This window comes from Paucibacter hankyongi, assembly GCF_037482915.1.
Taxonomy (GTDB): Bacteria; Pseudomonadota; Gammaproteobacteria; order Burkholderiales; family Burkholderiaceae_C; genus Paucibacter_A; species Paucibacter_A hankyongi.
Genome location: NZ_JBBHJX010000003.1, coordinates 1 through 17,048 on the forward strand (window position 1 = coordinate 1; position 17,048 = coordinate 17,048).

Consider the following 17,048-nt stretch of genomic DNA (forward strand, 5'->3'; position numbering starts at 1 on the left):
GTTGCACCCAAGCGAGCCTCAGCGGCGCGCTACCTGTGGGCGGCGTTGATTGCGCGGATCTACGAGGCATTTTGCTGCTGGGCCCTCAGTGTGGAGACAATTTCAATCTGATCGCATTTATCACTGATGGCCCTGAGGTCCGCAACAAGCTGACACACATCGGCGCCGAGCCTGAAGCCCCGCGCATCGCGCCGGCGCGCGGCCACCAGAGACGGCTGGGGGAACGAGAACCAGAAGACAGGGATCTCGTGCAAAAACCGCCCCCGATCAGATCGATCAGCGCTTTTCTTGGCAACTGTCGGCTGGGCGGTGGGGCGACCAAAGTGTTTGCCATGGGCGACACTGTGAATGGGCACATTGCTACTGGCCACTCCCAGCAAGATTCAGCCCGAATGAGTGCAAACAGTTTGTGCTGGTGGCGCGCCAAGTGCCTCAGCCAAGCGATGCTAGCCTTGCTAATAGGAAATCCGCATGGGTCAGCCGTTCCAGGAGCGTCATACTTGCCGTGGGGCGGTTGAATTTGCTATCTGTTCAAATTTCAAAAACAGTACCTTCTCAGAGCCAAGCAGGAGTTAAAAACCGTGAGAGTCTTTGTAGCCTACCTTTTGTTGCTTGCGTTCAATCAGACTTCCAACATTGCATTCGCGCAGACTCAATCGGGTTATCCGGAAAGCACACCGCCCTCAACGTCAACGCCCGCCGCCAGCAGCGAATCCATTCAAGACTTTGGCACGGCTCATGTCAAGCCCGGTCAAATCCTCTGCAACGATCCACAGTTCTACGCGATGCCAAAAGGCATTGGCTACCACTACAACGGTTTCAAGCTCACGCGGGAAGGCACGGCCATAGATCCGCGCACTGGGTTGGAATGGCAGCGCTGCCAACTTGGCCAAATCTACGTAAATGGTTCTTGCAAAGGTGGTCAAGCGTTCGCAACAGATTTCGTGTCCGCCGTGAAGTTTGCTGCAGCGGACCGCACGGGCGGGCATTCCGATTGGCGAATACCAGAGCATACGGAAGTTGAAACGCTGCACACGGTTGGCTGTGTTCGACCAGAGATCAATCCGGCAGTCTTTGCACCATGGTTCTACCGCGATGGTGACGGTTTTTTTTGGCCATCGTTTTGGAACATTACGCCGAGTGAATTTGTTGAGCGGCAGGTCCAAGACATCGTGAGCAGCAGACTGCAGTCGAGTCTGAGCATCAGGTTGGTACGCGGCAATACCGCCGAGAAGTTTCCGCTCTTCAGCAGATATGTTGCAGCATCAACGCTTGCACTGAATCAGCGAGAGCAGGGTGCGCGCGAGCTCGCAGATGCAAAACGACGGGCCGAACTTGCCAGGAAGGCCGAAGAAGAAGCTCAGGCACGCCAGGCGGCCGCCGAAGAGAAAGCCTATCAAGCCGCCCTCAACGGCAAGAATGCTCAGGCCATGTATCTGGCCGCAGGGAACTACGGCCGCAACGGTGAGAGTAGCAAGGCCAATGCGATCTACCGGGCCATCATTTCCCGCTTTGCCGAGAGCCCATTGGCCATCAAGGCCAACGATCAACTCAATGCATGGCAGCGACAAGACAGCGCAGAGAACCTGGCGCGACAGAGAGATCGAGCCAACCAGCAAGCCGGAGAAGACGCGGCCCGGCAGTCCCGAATGCAGTGCGGCGTGCGCATCAGCCACTGCGAAGATTCATGTGTCAGGGGTTCGGGCCGAAGTGCTTGTTTGAGTGCATGCAAGAGCCTGTGCACTCAGTTTTAAGCAATCGAAGATGACCTTGGCGGCAAGCGTGACCGGATGGCCGCCGAGGCGTGACGCTGCAGTTCGAGTGCGCGGACAAGCTACCGGCCACGGCTGCCTGAGGTCACGCGCTGAGCACAGCGCTGTTGGCGCTGACGTCCAATTAAGCGACTTTTGGAACCGGTGTCGCCATCCGTTGAGCCATGTAGATTGACTGATAGCCCTCATAGGCACTGAAGTATTGGTCACCAGAGACTGCTCAATCAATTGTCGGCGCGGTGGCTCAGTTCCTGGTCGGCGCCAACAACATAACGTCTCAATTACCCCTGCTACATGGGGGGTAGGTGCAAAAACGAAGCTCAGCTTGTTTGCAAAGCCGCCGACAGATTTGGCCTGGGAAACTGGTCAGTACTCGTGTTTTGTTCTGCGCGCTCCAGGAACCGTGTGACGGCTTTGGGCACCTTGCAGCCGGCCGCCACCGTCAGGATCGTGCCCATACCGGGCATTCAGCCCCTCCCCAAATCGGCCGCCACCTCTGACTAGCGGCAGCTTTGCCGCCATCCGCCGAGCGGGTTGCCGAGTTGCCAGTAGCACCCGTTCGTCGGGTGCTGGATATTGCGCGTCCCTATCCGCCTCCAAGGCATCAAGGCCGGACGAAGGCAGGCGGGCATGCCAATGAGTAGTTCCGAGTTCAACTCGCGCAGCCAGCCCGTGCAGTCTTCGGAGGCCGATTCCGGCCAGCATCCTTCGCACAGGGCAATAGGAACGCCGAGGCTACTGCAGAGAGGAGCCCGCACGCGACGGGCCCTAAACAGGAGTCTGAGATTCAGCGAGTCTTGCGCCGCGCTACCACTGCGCCGATAAGCGCCAGCCCGGCTAGCGCCAAGCTTCCCGGCTCAGGCACGGCATTGCTGAAGCCGGAAATCTGGTTGCCGCTGGCTAGGTTGTAGTAGCGCGTTGTTCCGCCCAGGCCAGTGGCGGTACTGCCGACAGATTGCCCATTGACCATAACGTTCATGCCCATAAACCCAGCTCTCGCTGTCGGAAACGCGTCAGCGAAGAAGACGCCCGCCTCGTTGCTTGACCCATCCAGCACGACCTGAAAGGTGTAGCTATCGGAGTAGTTGTAAGGCCATAGGCCCATATCAACCCAGGAAATGATGGCGCGATCACCATCTGCCCGGTAATAAATTCCAGCCGTGCTAGTGCCACTGTTGGGGTTGCGGGAATCCAAGTCAGCGGCGAAAACATATAGGCTGCCGTCCGTGCCATAAATACTGCCGTTGTTGGAGACAACCAATGCGCTCACCGCCCCCCCGGATCCAAACTGAACCTGAAACGGCAGCGTCAGAGAGAAAACGTTGTCGTCATTCTGGTAATAGCCAGGCACGACTGCGCCGAAATCCGTCGTGTACAGAGGCCCCGCCAGTGCCGAGCCCATCATGGCCAATGCGCCCAGCAGCGCGGACGACTTCAAAGTCTTCTTCATCAAGTTGTTCATGGTTTTTTTGATTAAGTTAAGACCAAGCATCACCCACAGGGGCAGGTCTCGATCATGTTTCAAGGAATTACCTTCAAGATACAACTGGCAATTCAATGACAAACACCGAACCAAACAGAACAACTCAAAGCCGGCCGGATTTTAAGTGAAGCAATGACACCCCCCCCCCTCCCCCCAATCAAGGGGTGCCCCCTCAAGTCAGGGGCCGGCCTGATGCGCAAGTTTGGGCGCCGACTAGCCAGCGACTGTGTTTTTGGATCGCCACATGGGGCGGATGAAGCCCGGAAATCACCGTTCACGGCATGAGCCTGGGCGATTGAGGTGCTGAGGTCGAATGCCCGGTATGGGCACAAAGCGGGCACCGAGGACTTGAGACTCGCTCCCTACCATCATTCGGTCAGACTCAACCGCTTTTAGGTCCCATTGACCGCGTAGAAATTGATCACCGAACTCAGATTGTCGGCTACGGTGCGCGACTCACAAACAACTTGACGATCTACCGTGTGATTGCGCCATTCACCAAGAAGCTAGAAAAAACAGCCCAGGATAGGCGTCAAATTGGGCCAAACCTTATAGGGCGCGATGCGGAGGAGCAAAAAAACTTCTCTTCAAGGCCTTGGGCCATCGCCAATCCAGATAAGGGGTGCAAGGTACTCCGGGGCATCCTGCAGGAAGCAAAAGGGGTTGCAAGTAGGGGTTGCAAACTCATCGGTCAATTGCAACCCCATCGCTAGCTCAGATTCGCAACCTCTAAATCCCCGATGAATGCTGGGTTGAAGAGGTTGCAAAGCTACCCCCTATCTTCGATAGGGACGCAGCATCCCAATAGAACGAATATGCAATTCGTCTCGCGCAACACTTGGGCGAGCGCCCGAGCAGCGAGGTCCGAGGCCACACCTTGTTGCCATGTCGTTCGGGTATCCGCATGACACGGCTCTGAGCCATTGCCATTCATCGCACGCGCACTCGGCGCGTTTTCATGCGGTCTTTTTGCGCTATCAGGGTTGGCTTTTTGCGCTAATTCTGCGTCGATCCTGATAACTAGCCGAATTGGCTGGAAAACCTGCGTTTCCATTGACAACTCGCTGACATTTAGGCCGAATAATCATTATAAATCAACAACTTGGAGCAAGTTTTACCTGGGAACGGGCTCATGGCTTGATGCGGAGGATGCTGGCGACTGTTTGCACAGTCTTCATGAGGGCCTGTCTGGTCACGCACTCGCCCGTCAGGAGGCTCCAGTTCACTGCCGTGACGGTTTGCCTGCGCCCAGATAGCAAGTACACCCGCCATAGCTTGGCGCGGCGTTCGGCGCTGTCTCTGGGCAGCACGCGCCCCGATCTGTCCGGCTTCAAAAGAGCGTTGCTTTGCAATACCACCCGAGTGCGTTCAAACGGCCCTGGTTGAAGCTTGCGACGTTCAGCCTGCATCGCCGTGGTCGGCAAGGTCATCAAGTCCAAGCGCTGTTCGTCAACCAGCGCCAGCCCTTTCGCACATTGATGCGACAAGCCAAGGCCTCGCCTCATGATCCACGCGTACTGTCGATGGGCTGCAAGGTGCCATTCCTGACTGTCCGGCGAGTGCTTGAAGGCTCCACTCCAGCCCTTGAATTTTGGGCGGTGGGAGGGGGAGCGTTTGCAGAGCCAGTGCAGATCGGCAAGGAAGGTAATGAACTCAAGTTGGCCGCCATCGCCATCATTGGTCGGCCATCTGATGCAGGGCGGCACGTCGCGTCGATCCAACTCAAGATGGATCGCCCACAAAACAAGTGGGTCTGTGGTCGTGCCAACTCTCAGCACCAGAGTTTGTGTGTCATCCGTCTCCAGGGTGGCGGTGCGGCGCTTGAAGTCCGCGATTGCGCTGGTGCTGCTCGCCAATTGAAGTCTCAGCTGAAAAACCGACAGAATTATTGGCGCGTCAGGCCCTGCCGCGCCGGCAGGGCCATCTTCTAAGTAGGTCTCGTCAGCAAGCAGCAGCACGGGCTTCTCTAAGGCTCATTCGGGCTTGGTCGTGAATAGACCCCTCTTCGTGGCCATAGCCGCCGCACGGATACACCACCATGCCGCTACCGTCCTTGTTCACAACGAGCAGAATGTCTTGTCGCTCAAACTCCAAGACATAGGTGACGGGAAAGCCATTCAAGCTTGGCGATTCGATCTGAGCGAGGATGTGGCTGTCTTTAAGCGTTTCGGCAATCTGGCCGGCGTCAAGGTATGAAGTTTGCATTTTCTGTTCTCGTTTGCGCTGTTGGTTGCGAATTGCTCATATTAAATAGCCGCTCAAGTCATTGATTACTTGAACGGCAAAAGGTCACGAGGCTAGTCATGGGGTGGCCACATGAATCCAGCCTCGGTTTCGATCGTGACTTCGCCACCCTCAATTCCGGTATCGATCGATGCGAGGTGGAAGGCGGGGTCAACAATTTCCAGCATCGCTTCAGCGACTTCTCGGCGCTGTCGATCCGCACCCGGGTCTTCACGAAGACACTGCACATGCTCCCGGGCTTGCTGGGTGTATTGCTCGATCCACTTCAACAGGTCGTGCTTCGCTGTCGTTCGGCTTGACTCAGTCATGGCTGTGGCCTTCGCATTTCTTGCGCTGCTGACCGTCAGCGGATGTTGCGCGCTCAAAGTCATCAAAGCTGCGTCGGCGGAAGACTGCGGCATGATGGCTGTCATTCTCCAGCGCCACCAAAAACGGGGCCCCAAGACTATCTACGCCTGAATAGAACGATGCTGAGCCCATGTGCCGGACGCTCCAGCAACGCGCAGCCGCAAGAAAAATGGTGACTGCACTAGCGTTCGTAATAGCTGTATCTGGCTGCTGAATCGCAGCGTCAGCATGGGCGGCTGAGGAGGTGTTTGTGTTCATAGTCAGTCGCTCAGTCATTGGTGGTGCGAACACGCGATGCTATGAATTCCTGCACCTCCGATTCCCGCCACGCAACGCAGCGGCGCGACAGCGCCAGCGACTGCGGAAACTCCCCTGCTCGCTGCATTGCATAGAGCGTTGATTTCGCCAAGCCTGTGCTGGCCATCACCTCAGAGATGCGGATCAATTTTTCGGTTTCGGTCATCTTGGTCTCCAGTAGGTTGCAACAAAGAACAACTGGAGTTTGGGGATAAAGGTCCGACCGGTCACGGGGGGTAAAGATGCCCGAATTACCCCCTGCCTTGATTCATTTCGGGTCTGACTCTCTGATCAAGCATTCCTCAGCCAACAGCTTTCGCACTTTTCTTTCTGCCTCTCTGCGGCATTTTTCGTCCCAGCCCTCAGCATTCTTGGCACCGATTTCGATAGGGTGAAACACCTCAAGAGCGGCCGCAAGTGCTGCTTTTTCAGCACTCCTGCGCGTCCGCTCTGCTTGCGGCTGAAGGCCTTGATTTGCTGCGGTGTGCTCAGCACTACGACGAGTTGCAGCACTGGCGTTGCGGGCCGCTTGAATAATCGCCTGCTCCATTTCTTTCAATCTGTTCTTGCCTCCAATAGGAGCGGCGGACAGCATTGCCCTCGCAAGTGCGTCATTTCGCTTCCGAGGCGATGCGCCGCTCAAAGCTCTGTTGTGAAATGATCGCAAGGCCTTGGTCAGATAACGGACAAGATCAGGGGTGGCTGAGTTCGCCAGAATTTCGGCGTCTGTAGCATCGTCCCCAAAAACAACAAAAACCTGCTTGCAAAGACTATCAAAGACCTGTGACTGGGATTCCCCTACAGCGCTATTTGTTAGGGAGTAAACGCGCTCACGCAGATCTACTTCGGCGGTCGATGCAACGGTCTGCGTCCGGTCGGCAAGTAGCCTCGAAAGCGCCACGACTTCAGCTTTGCCTAAAGTGTTGAGTGTGTCGCAAACCCTCTGCACCTCCTCACCGCTAAGAGTCTGCCCGGCATCCTCATCTCGAAGCACACTAACAATCCGGCTAAGGTAATCAGAATGCTCAGAGCTCATGCTATTTTCCGGTTGAGTGGCACAACTTCCGCTCCCTGCCGCAGCCTGTCCAAGTAGTCAGCCCAAGCCTGCATCATGGATTGCCGCTGCTCAAGGTATTGCGCTCGGTTATAGGCCCTTCCAAGGGAATCGGCTACGGCATGGGCTAACTGCGCTTCGATCACCGCAGGGTCAACGTTCAGTCGCTCGGCAATCATGGTTCTGGCGGTAGCGCGGAAGCCATGGGCAGTCATATCGTCATTTCCGTAACCCAGCCGTCGCAGCGCGCTCCGAACTGTGTTTTCACTCATGCAGCGCTGGCCGGTGGTCAGGGCTGGGAAGACAAACCTGCCTGCCCCGGTTAAGGGCTGCAAATCCTTCAGCAGCGCGACTGCTTGGTCAGCAAGGGGAACCAGATGCGGTGGACCGCCTACCTTGTCTACTTTCTTGCGCTTCATAAGTTCAGCAGGGATGGTCAACATTGCCGCATCCAGATCAATCCAAGCCCATTCCATGTGTCGCAATTCACCCGGTCGAAGCAACAACAAAGCCGACAACGCCAGCGCCGTGCGGGTCACGGGGTGGCCCTGATAGTCGGCCATGTCGCGCAGCAACTTACCCACTAGCACGGGGTCAGTAATGGCGGCATGGTGGCGCGTCTGCACCGGCTGCATGGCGTCCTTCAAGTCGGCGGCAGGGTTGCGCTCGCAAGCTCCCGTGGCCACGCCAAAGCGAAACACTTGGCCACAGGCATCCTTGACCCGATGCGCAGTTTCTATGGCACCCCGGGCCTCAACCCGGCGCAGGCAGGCCAGCAAGTCCGGTGCTTCAATTTCAGCTATGGGTCGGCGACCTATCCAAGGGAATGCATCTTGCTCCAGGCGAATACGGGTGCGCTCGGCATGCCCAGGGCTGACTTTGACCTCATGCACGGTTTTGAGCCAATCGCGGGCCACCGCCTCAAAGGAGTTCTTGGGGGGCAGGCCTGCATCTGCCAACCGCTCCGCTTCGCGCATGTCCAAAAGATCGGCTTTGGCCGCCTGACGCTCCTTGCTTGGATCTGCCCCTTGGGCCACCAGCGCCCGGGCCTCTTCTGCCTTTTCGCGTGCTTGCGCCAGCGTCACCCGCCCATAGGTGCCAAAGCTCAGAATGTTGCGCTTGCCGGTCACGGGCGACGTGTAAGTGAAGCGCCAACCGTGCGTTGCACCTCCATTGACGAAAAGCTGAAGATAAAGCCCTTGGCCGTCATTGATGCGTTTCCGCTCATCCCCCGGCTTGATGGCCTTTAGTGTTTTGTCGGAAAGAAGGTTTTTAGCCACTGCAAGAACTCCCTGACTGCGAGAGCACTCATTATGGAGTTCTTGCTGATGTTCTTGCAAAAAAGCGACGGAAGCTCTTGGAAGTTCTCGCACTTCTCCGGACAAAGAAAAAGCCCTAAGTCGTTGATTACTTAGGGCTTTTTGGACTTCTCCGCACCTTGCCGGAGGTTGTAATGGTGGAGCCGGGGGGAATTGAACCCCCGTCCGCAAGCCATCACCGGGCAGATCTACATGCTTAGCCGGCTGATTTGAATCTCACGGTTGAATCGCGCAGTGGCACGCTATCCTTCCCGCCAGTCACTAAATCTTGTTCCCTACCGAGTGACCCGGCAAGAAACCAGCCAATGTGAATGACTTCTCAGCTGTCCATCTTGCGACTTAAGCCCGGCCCATTGGCCAACCGTTGAGAAGCTCACGCGCAATTAAGCGGCGAGTGCGAACGTAGAGTCGTTTGCAGTTACTTTGTTTCCAGTGGTTTTACGAGCGGACTGGTGCTCGGCATGCCCTACTCCGGATCCGCACCCACGTCGAAACCTGGTCGGCCCCAGAACTTGGTATTTTAGGGCAGTCCCAGCACTTGCAAGAGCTGGGCGGGCGAAGAAAGAACAATATCTGCGCGCCAATCTTCAACAGGCTTGCCATTGCCCAAATACCCCCAGGCCGCGGCAATGGTTTGCATACCCGCGGCTTGGCCCGCCAAGATATCTCGCTCGTCATCACCAACATACACACAATGCTCGGGCGCCACGCCGGCGCGCCGAGCCCCCTCCAGCAAGGGCGCCGGATGCGGTTTTGAATGCGGCGTGGTGTCGCCGCCGACCACGGCCCGTGCCGCGTCATGCAGGCCCAATTGCCGCGTCAGGGGCAAGGCAAAGCGCTCGGCTTTGTTGGTCACAATGCCCCAGGCAATGCCGGCCTCGGCCAGTGCATCCAGCATGGTCTGCACGTGCAGGAAGAGTCGCGTCTCCAAGGCCAGGCGTGCTTCGTAGCGACTGAGGAACTCATCCTTCAAAGCCTCGTAGTGGGCGTCTTCAGGCCGCACCTGCAATGCCAAGCCAAGCATGCCACGTGCGCCTGCACCGACCATCGGTCGCAACTGCTCGAGATGCATGGCGGGTAAGCCCCGCATGACGCGCATCTCATTGACGGCGCCGGCCAAGTCGGGCGCGCTGTCGACCAGCGTTCCGTCAAGGTCAAACAAGACGGCTCGCACCGGCGCAAGCATTACCCCGGCCTCGCGCATTGCTCCCGAACTCATAGCGGCTTGCGACATGCCAGTAGATAGTTGACGTCGGTATCCGAGCCCATTGAATAGCGTTGGGTCAAAGGGTTGTAGCTGAGGCCGCGGCTCGAGTACATCTCCAGGCCCGCATCTCGGCAGAACTGAGCCAACTCGGAGGGCCGCAAGAAACGCGCGTACTCATGGGTGCCGGCCGGGATCATCTTCAACACATACTCAGCACCGACGATGGCAAACAAAAACGACTTGAGGTTGCGATTCAAGGTCGACAAAAACACCCAACCTCCCGGCTTGACGAGTTCGCCAAGAGCCCGCACCACCGAGGCCGGGTCGGGCACATGCTCCAGCATTTCCATACAGGTCACCACATCAAACGACGCCGGCCGCTCCAGCGCCAAAGCCTCAACGGCAATTTCGCGGTATTCCACGCCTTCGGTGCCCGCTTCCATGGCGTGCAACTGCGCTACGCGCAAAGCCTTGGTCGCCAAGTCAATGCCCAGAACCTGGCCGCCACGACGTGCCATCGAATCCGAAAGGATGCCGCCGCCACAGCCTACGTCGAGTACCTGCTTGCCCGCTAGCGGGCACAGGCTGGACAGCCAATCCAAACGCAGCGGATTGATCTGATGCAGCGGCTTGAATTCGCTCTCGGTATCCCACCAGCGGTGGGCCAAATCACCAAACTTGGCGAGTTCTTGAGGGTCAGCGTTGGTCATGGCGGAGTGCTATGAAAAATTGGATTTGCAATTGGGCTTGCAAGAAGGCTTACGCCAACAAAAAAGCCCCGCACAGGCGGGGCTTTTACTAGCAATTCAGTGTGGCAAGCGCCGAAGCGCTTGACCGCTGATTACTTGCTGTTGCGGGTACCAACCACTTCGATTTCCACGCGACGGTTCTTGGCGCGGCCTTCGGCGGTCTTGTTGTCAGCAACAGGAGCCTTCTCGCCCTTGCCTTCGGTGTAAACACGGTTCTTCTCAGCACCCTTGCTCACCAGATAGGCCTTGACGGCTTCAGCGCGGCGGACCGACAGCTTCTGGTTGTAGTCATCGCTACCCACCGAGTCGGTGTGGCCGACGGCGATGATGACTTCCAGGTTCAGACCATTGGTCTTGCTGTACAGGTCGTCCAACTTGGCCTTGGCTTCAGTCTTCAGCACCGACTTGTCGAAGTCGAAGAATGCGTCAGCGGCGAAGGTGACCTTCTCGCTCACAGGCTTCGGAGGCACAACGATTGGCTTAGGCGCTGCAGGAGGGGCCACAGCAGGAGCAGGAGCCGGTGCGGGAGCAGGAGCAGCCTTAGGAGCTGGCTTCAGCGCGCCGTCGCATTCAGCAGCGGCAGTTGCCGGGGTCCAGTTGGAATCGCGCCAGCACAGTTCGTTCGTGCCGTTCTTCCAAACGGTGCCATCGGTCGCGCGCCAGTTGTCAACCGTCTGCGCAAACGCGCCAGACGAAGCGAAGGCAGCGACTGCGGCGACGGAGATAAGCGACGCCACTTGGTTCAATTTCTTCATGATTCTCCTCTCAAGGAATGCCGCAGTTGCCCTGCGATTGCCCAGTACTTGAACAAAAAACCTTAGAAAAACCCTGCATACGGGTTTCTCCTAGGGACTCATCGATTGTGCCATAGGGCACCGATAACTTCGTATTGTGGCGGTGCTTCGCGACTCTGATCTCAGCTTTGTTGCGCGGCTGCTACAGCCGGCGCCGCTTAGAATCGCAATTCCAGTCCCCAACGACGAGGCCCACCTGACGGGTGAGAGCCGAGCACAAGCGCATGACCCAGTTCGCCAAGGAAACATTGCCCATCAGCCTCGAAGAGGAGATGCGCCGTTCATATCTCGATTACGCGATGAGCGTGATCGTCGGCCGTGCCCTGCCTGACGCCCGCGACGGCCTCAAGCCCGTGCATCGCCGCGTGCTCTTTTCAATGCACGAGCTCAATAACGATTGGAACCGGCCTTATAAAAAGTCGGCCCGTATCGTCGGCGACGTGATTGGTAAATATCACCCACACGGTGATAGCGCGGTGTACGACACCATCGTGCGTATGGCACAGGACTTTTCGCTGCGTCATATGTTGGTGGACGGCCAGGGTAATTTCGGCTCGGTGGACGGCGATAACGCCGCAGCCATGCGATATACCGAAATCCGCCTGGACAAAATCGCCCACGAAATGCTGGCCGATATTGACAAAGAAACCGTCAATTTCGGACCTAACTACGACGGCTCCGAAAAGGAACCGCTGGTCTTGCCGGCGCGCATTCCGAACCTGCTGGTCAACGGCTCAACCGGTATCGCGGTGGGCATGGCCACCAACATTCCGCCGCACAACTTGAATGAAGTTGTCGATGCTTGCTTGCACGCGCTGAAGAACCCCGAAGCCAGCGTCGATGAGCTGATGGAAATCATCCCGGCGCCGGACTTCCCGACCGCCGGCATCATCTACGGCCTGACCGGCGCCCGTGACGGCTACCGCACTGGTCGCGGCAAGGTGGTGATGCGCGCCAAGGTGCACTTCGAAGACATCGACCGCGGCCAGCGCCAGTCCATCATCGTTGACGAGATCCCTTATCAGGTCAACAAGAAGACCCTGCTCGAGCGCATTGCTGAGCTGGTGCATGAGAAGAAAATCGAAGGCATCAGCCACATCCAGGACGAGTCGGACAAGTCCGGCATGCGGGTGGTGATCGAGCTCAAGCGCGGCGAAGTGCCCGAGGTGGTGCTGAACAATCTATACAAGCAGACTCAGCTGCAAGACACCTTCGGCATGAATATGGTGGCCCTGGTCGACGGCCAACCGAAGCTGTGCAATTTGAAGGACCTGATCACGGTGTTCTTGGAACACCGTCGTGAGGTCGTGACCCGCCGCACCGTCTTCAATCTGCGCAAGGCCCGCGAGCGCGGTCATGTGCTGGAAGGCCTGGCCGTGGCCATGGCCAATATCGACGAGTTCATCGCCACCATCAAGAACTCGCCAACCCCGCCGGTCGCCAAGCTCGCCCTGATGAGCAAGAGCTGGGACTCTTCGCTGGTGCGTGAGATGTTGGTGCGCGCCGAGGGTGACACGCCTGGCGGGCGCAATGCCTTCCGCCCGGAAGGTTTGCCTGCTGCCTTCGGCATGCAAGAGGATGGCCTCTATCGCCTGTCGGACGACCAAGCCAGCGAAATTCTGCAGATGCGCCTGCAGCGCTTGACCGGTCTGGAACAAGACAAGATCGTCAGCGAGTACAAGGAAGTCATGGCGCAGATCGCTGATCTGCTGGACATCCTGGCCCGCCCAGAGCGCGTCACCGCCATCATCGGCGACGAGCTCACACATATCCGCCAAGAATTCGGCCAGACCAAGATTGGCGCACGCCGCAGCACCATCGAGCCGAACGCGCAGGAACTCGGCACCGAAGACCTGATCACCCCGACCGATATGGTGGTGACGCTCTCCCACACCGGCTACATCAAGAGCCAGGCGCTGAGTGAATACCGCGCGCAAAAACGCGGCGGTCGCGGCAAGCAAGCCACGCAGACCAAGGATGACGACTGGATCGACCAGCTCTTCATCGCCAACACGCACGACTGGATTCTGTGCTTCTCGAATCGCGGCCGCGTTTATTGGCTGAAGGTCTGGGAAGTGCCGCAGGGCTCACGCGCCTCGCGCGGCAAGCCCATCGTGAACATGTTCCCGCTGCAGCAGGACGAGAAGATCACCGTGGTGCTGCCGCTGACCGGCGAGTTCCGCGTCTTCCCCGAAGATCATTTCATCTTCATGGCCACCGCCCTGGGAACCGTCAAGAAGACCTCACTGAAGGACTTCAGCAACCCGCGCAAGGCCGGCATCATTGCTGTGGACCTGGATGAGGGCGACTTCCTGATCGGCGCCGCACTGACCGATGGCAAGCACGATGTGATGCTATTCAGCGATGGCGGCAAGGCGGTTCGCTTCGACGAAGACGATGTGCGTCCGATGGGCCGTCAGGCTCGCGGTGTGCGCGGCATGATGCTCGAGCCCGAGCAGCGCCTGATCGCCATGCTGGTGGCTGAGGATGAATCGCAAAGCGTGCTGACCGCCACCGAAAACGGCTTCGGCAAGCGCACCAACATCCTCGAGTACACCCGCCACGGCCGCGGCACCAAGGGCATGATCGCCATCCAGCAAAGCGAGCGCAATGGTCGCGTGGTGGCCGCAACGCTGGTGCGTCCTGACGATGAAATCATGCTGATCACCGACCGCGGTGTGCTGGTTCGCACCCGCGTCTCTGAGATCCGTGAACTGGGCCGCGCCACCCAAGGCGTGACCCTGATCGCACTGGATGACGGCTCTAAACTGTCCGGCCTGCAACGCATCGTTGAAAACGATGCCAACGAAGGCTCGGCCGAGGCCGAAACCCCGAACGAAGAAGGCACCAATCCCGGTGCTGCCGATGACGCTAACAAGGAATGAGCTTGAACAAGTCCCTGAAGATTTTGGCCGCAGCAACCCTGCTTGCGTGCGCCGGCACGTCCTTTGCGCAAGGCGCTTCGACGCCCGCTCCCAGCGCCGCCAAGAAGGAGCTGATCGCCAAGATGATCCAGCTGCAGCAACCCGGCGTTGAGAACATCGCCCGCATGCTGATTCAGCAGCCGGTCGGCCAGATGATGCAAGGCGCCGGCCAGGCCCTGCAAACCCAGGTTCCCGCAGAAAAGCGCGAAGCTACCGCCAAGGCCATCGAGGCCGACGTTCGCAAGTTCGTCGACGACGCTGTGCCGCTGATGAAGGACAAGGGCGCCAAGCTGTCGGCTGCGACCTGGGGCCCCATCCTGGACGAAAAGTTCAGCGAAGAAGAGCTCAAGCAAATCATCGCCTGGCTGGACAACCCGGTGAGCAAGAAGTACCAGCAAGTCAGCCCTGAGATGCAAAACGCCTTGGCTCAAAAGCTGATGGCTGAAGCCGGCCCGACCCTGGACGCCAAGTTCAAGACCCTGCAGCAAGCCACGGCCAAGAACTTGGGTATCACGCCCAAGCCTGCGGCCTCCGCCCCTGCGGCCGCACCCGCACCGAAGAAGTAAACCCCACTCGGCCGTCCCTACAGCCACTCACCCTGTCCACTCAGCCTTGAATCGATGAGCCAGCGCCCGTTCAATTTTTCTGCCGGCCCCGCCGCATTACCTGAAGTAGTTTTGCAGCAGGTCGCCGCTGAAATGTTGGACTGGCAAGGCTCAGGCATGAGCGTGATGGAGATGAGCCATAGGGGCGCCGAGTTCACCTCCATCGCCGAAGCGGCCGAGCGCGATCTGCGAGAGCTGCTGCAGGTGCCGGCCAACTTCCGCATCCTGTTCATGCAGGGCGGCGGCTTGGCCGAGAACGCCATCGTGCCGATGAATTTGTCGCGCGGCGGCAAGGTCGATGTGGTCGTCAGCGGTTCCTGGTCAAAGAAAAGTGCCCAGGAAGCACGCCGTTATGCCGACGTCCAAGTAGCCGCCGACGGCGCGGCCAGCCGCTTCACCGCCCTGCCCGCTGCCAGCACTTGGCAGTTGCGCAAGGATGCGGCCTATGTGCACTTGTGCTCCAACGAAACCATCGACGGCGTGGAGTTCCATGAGCTGCCCGATTTAAAAACCCTGGGCAGCGATGCGCCGCTGGTGATCGACTGCTCATCGCAACAGCTGTCTCGCCCCATAGACTGGTCGCTTGTCGGCCTGGCCTTTGGCGGCGCGCAAAAAAACATCGGTCCCGCCGGCCTGACCTTGGTCTTTGTGCGCGAAGACTTGATGGGCCACGCCATGAGCATCTGTCCCTCGGCCTTTGACTTCAAGACGGTGGCCGAGGCCAAGTCCATGTACAACACGCCGCCCACCTTCGGCATTTACGTGGCCGGCCTGGTGTTCAAGTGGCTGAAGGCCTTCAGCTATGCCGGCAAGACCGGTTTGGCTGCCATTGAGCAGCGCAATATCGACAAGGCCCAGCTGCTCTACGCCGCGCTGGATGCCTCGCCCCTGTTTGAAAACCGCGTGGCGGCCGACTGCCGCTCGCGCATGAATGTGCCCTTCTACCTGCGCGGCGCATTCAATACCGACACCCTCACTCAAGCCTTCCTGACCGGAGCGAAAGAGAGACAGCTGCTGCAACTCAAGGGCCACAAGTCCGTGGGCGGCATGCGCGCATCGATCTACAACGCCATGCCTCTTGAAGGCGTGCAGGCCCTGGTGGCCTACCTGAAGGACTTTGAGACCCAATATGGCTGAGAAACCAGCTGAGAGCGCGGGCGTCAGCACCGCAGCTCCTGAACTACTCGCCCTGCGCCAGCAGATTGACGCGCTGGACGCGCAACTCCTGACCCTGCTGAACGACCGCGCCCATGTGGCCGAGCAAGTGGGCGAAATCAAACGCCGCGAAGGCTCGCCCTTCTTCCGCCCGGACCGTGTGGCGCAGGTGATCGAGAAGATCAAGACCGCCAACAAAGGCCCGCTCAAAGACGAGCATGTCGCCGCCATCTGGCGCGAAATCATGTCCGCCTGCTTGGCTTTGGAATCGCCGCAGCGCGTCGCCGTGCTGGGGCCGCTGGGGACTTTTTGCGAGCAGGCCGCCATCGAGTATTTCGGCGGCGCGGCCGACCTGATTTACTGCAATAGCTTCGACGAAGTCTTCCATGCCACCGCCAGCGGCAGCGCCCAGTACGGCGTGGTCGGCGTGGAGAACATGACCGAAGGCGTGGTGACCCGTTCGCTCGATTTGTTCTTGCACACGCCCACCCATGTGGTCGGTGAGGTCAGCCTGCTGATCCGCCACAACCTGATGCGGCTGGACAATTCGCTGGAAGGCGTTGAGGCCGTGCTGGCCCATCCGCAAGCACTGGCGCAATGCCAGAACTGGCTGGCCAAGCATCTGCCCAATGCCGAGCGCCGCGCGGTTTCCAGCAATGCCGAGGGCGCTCGCCTGGCAGCCACCAACCCGGCATGGGCGGCCATTGCCAGCGAGCGCGCCTCCACCATTTTTGGCCTGCACATCGCCGCGCACGCCATCCAGGACGAGGCCTACAACCGCACCCGCTTTGCCGTCATTTGCCTGCCGCAAACCATGGCCACGCCGCCCGCCACCGGCAACGACTGCACCAGCCTCATCGTGTCGGTGCCCAACAAGCCCGGCGCCATGCATGATCTGCTGGTGCCGCTGAAGACCCATGGCGTTTCGATGACACGCCTGGAGTCGCGTCCAGCACGCACCGGCCAGTGGGATTACTATTTCTACATCGATCTGGACGGCCACCCCACGCAGCCCCATGTGGCAGCGGCTCTGACAGAATTGCGCGAGCTGAGCGCCTTTTTCAAGGTGATTGGCTCCTACCCTCTGAAGGCATAGA

15 protein-coding genes and 1 other RNA gene are annotated in these 17,048 nt (G+C 58.8%); 5 read left to right on the forward strand and 11 right to left on the reverse strand.

The window, feature by feature from the left end; translation table 11 throughout:
* Positions 1-581 precede the first annotated feature (581 nt).
* Positions 582-1,754, forward strand: a complete 1,173-nt coding sequence (locus WG899_RS05995) for an Lcl C-terminal domain-containing protein (RefSeq protein ID WP_339594721.1) — start codon at positions 582-584, stop codon at positions 1,752-1,754.
* Between the two features lie 805 nt (positions 1,755-2,559).
* Here the strand turns inward: WG899_RS05995 and WG899_RS06000 are convergent.
* The 11 genes from WG899_RS06000 to ompA form a co-directional block, all read right to left on the reverse strand.
* The gene (locus tag WG899_RS06000; RefSeq protein WP_339594722.1) at positions 2,560-3,297 is read right to left on the reverse strand and encodes a PEP-CTERM sorting domain-containing protein; all 738 of its coding nucleotides are present in this window, start codon (positions 3,295-3,297) and stop codon (positions 2,560-2,562) included.
* Between the two features lie 1,088 nt (positions 3,298-4,385).
* Positions 4,386-5,213, reverse strand: coding sequence for a hypothetical protein (locus WG899_RS06005; protein ID WP_339594723.1), 828 nt, complete (start codon positions 5,211-5,213; stop codon positions 4,386-4,388).
* Entirely contained in the window at positions 5,197-5,460 is a 264-nt protein-coding gene (locus WG899_RS06010) for a hypothetical protein (RefSeq protein WP_339594724.1), read from the reverse strand. Before WG899_RS06010 ends, WG899_RS06005 begins: the two co-directional genes overlap by 17 nt.
* Positions 5,461-5,552: 92 nt before the next feature.
* Positions 5,553-5,900 (reverse strand): hypothetical protein, encoded by a 348-nt coding sequence (locus WG899_RS06015; RefSeq protein WP_339594725.1) that lies wholly within the window; start codon positions 5,898-5,900, stop codon positions 5,553-5,555.
* A gap of 215 nt (positions 5,901-6,115) precedes the next feature.
* Positions 6,116-6,310 carry a helix-turn-helix transcriptional regulator gene (locus WG899_RS06020; protein WP_339594726.1) on the reverse strand — a complete coding sequence of 65 codons (195 nt, stop codon included), beginning with the start codon at positions 6,308-6,310 and terminating at the stop codon, positions 6,116-6,118.
* A 102-nt stretch (positions 6,311-6,412) separates the two neighbouring features.
* Positions 6,413-7,180, reverse strand: coding sequence for a hypothetical protein (locus WG899_RS06025; RefSeq protein WP_339594727.1), 768 nt, complete (start codon positions 7,178-7,180; stop codon positions 6,413-6,415).
* The gene (locus WG899_RS06030; RefSeq protein WP_339594728.1) at positions 7,177-8,538 is read right to left on the reverse strand and encodes a tyrosine-type recombinase/integrase; all 1,362 of its coding nucleotides are present in this window, start codon (positions 8,536-8,538) and stop codon (positions 7,177-7,179) included. Before WG899_RS06030 ends, WG899_RS06025 begins: the two co-directional genes overlap by 4 nt.
* Before the next feature lie 114 nt (positions 8,539-8,652).
* Positions 8,653-9,024, reverse strand: a transfer-messenger RNA (tmRNA) gene (gene ssrA / locus WG899_RS06035).
* Positions 9,025-9,037: 13 nt separating this feature from the next.
* On the reverse strand, positions 9,038-9,736 hold the full coding sequence (gph, locus tag WG899_RS06040; protein WP_339594729.1) for a phosphoglycolate phosphatase: 699 nt from the start codon (positions 9,734-9,736) through the stop codon (positions 9,038-9,040).
* Entirely contained in the window at positions 9,733-10,434 is a 702-nt protein-coding gene (gene ubiG / locus WG899_RS06045; protein ID WP_339594730.1) for a bifunctional 2-polyprenyl-6-hydroxyphenol methylase/3-demethylubiquinol 3-O-methyltransferase UbiG, read from the reverse strand. The genes gph and ubiG overlap by 4 nt, the downstream gene beginning before the upstream one ends.
* A 131-nt stretch (positions 10,435-10,565) precedes the next feature.
* Positions 10,566-11,228: an outer membrane protein OmpA gene (gene ompA / locus WG899_RS06050; protein ID WP_339594731.1), complete on the reverse strand. Its 663-nt coding sequence runs from the start codon at positions 11,226-11,228 to the stop codon at positions 10,566-10,568.
* A gap of 263 nt (positions 11,229-11,491) precedes the next feature.
* On the opposite strand from ompA, the gene gyrA reads away from it, so the two are divergent.
* The 4 genes from gyrA to pheA are packed head-to-tail and all read left to right on the forward strand — an operon-like array spanning position 11,492 to position 17,047.
* Positions 11,492-14,152, forward strand: a complete 2,661-nt coding sequence (gene gyrA, locus WG899_RS06055; protein WP_339594732.1) for a DNA gyrase subunit A — start codon at positions 11,492-11,494, stop codon at positions 14,150-14,152.
* Between the two features lie 2 nt (positions 14,153-14,154).
* On the forward strand, positions 14,155-14,757 hold the full coding sequence (locus WG899_RS06060; RefSeq protein ID WP_339594733.1) for a DUF2059 domain-containing protein: 603 nt from the start codon (positions 14,155-14,157) through the stop codon (positions 14,755-14,757).
* 54 nt (positions 14,758-14,811) lie between these two features.
* A complete protein-coding gene (serC, locus tag WG899_RS06065; protein WP_339594734.1) occupies positions 14,812-15,933 on the forward strand; it encodes a 3-phosphoserine/phosphohydroxythreonine transaminase in 1,122 nt (373 codons plus the stop codon).
* Positions 15,926-17,047, forward strand: coding sequence for a prephenate dehydratase (gene pheA, locus WG899_RS06070; RefSeq protein WP_339594735.1), 1,122 nt, complete (start codon positions 15,926-15,928; stop codon positions 17,045-17,047). Before serC ends, pheA begins: the two co-directional genes overlap by 8 nt.
* The last annotated feature ends 1 nt before the right edge of the window (position 17,048 follow it).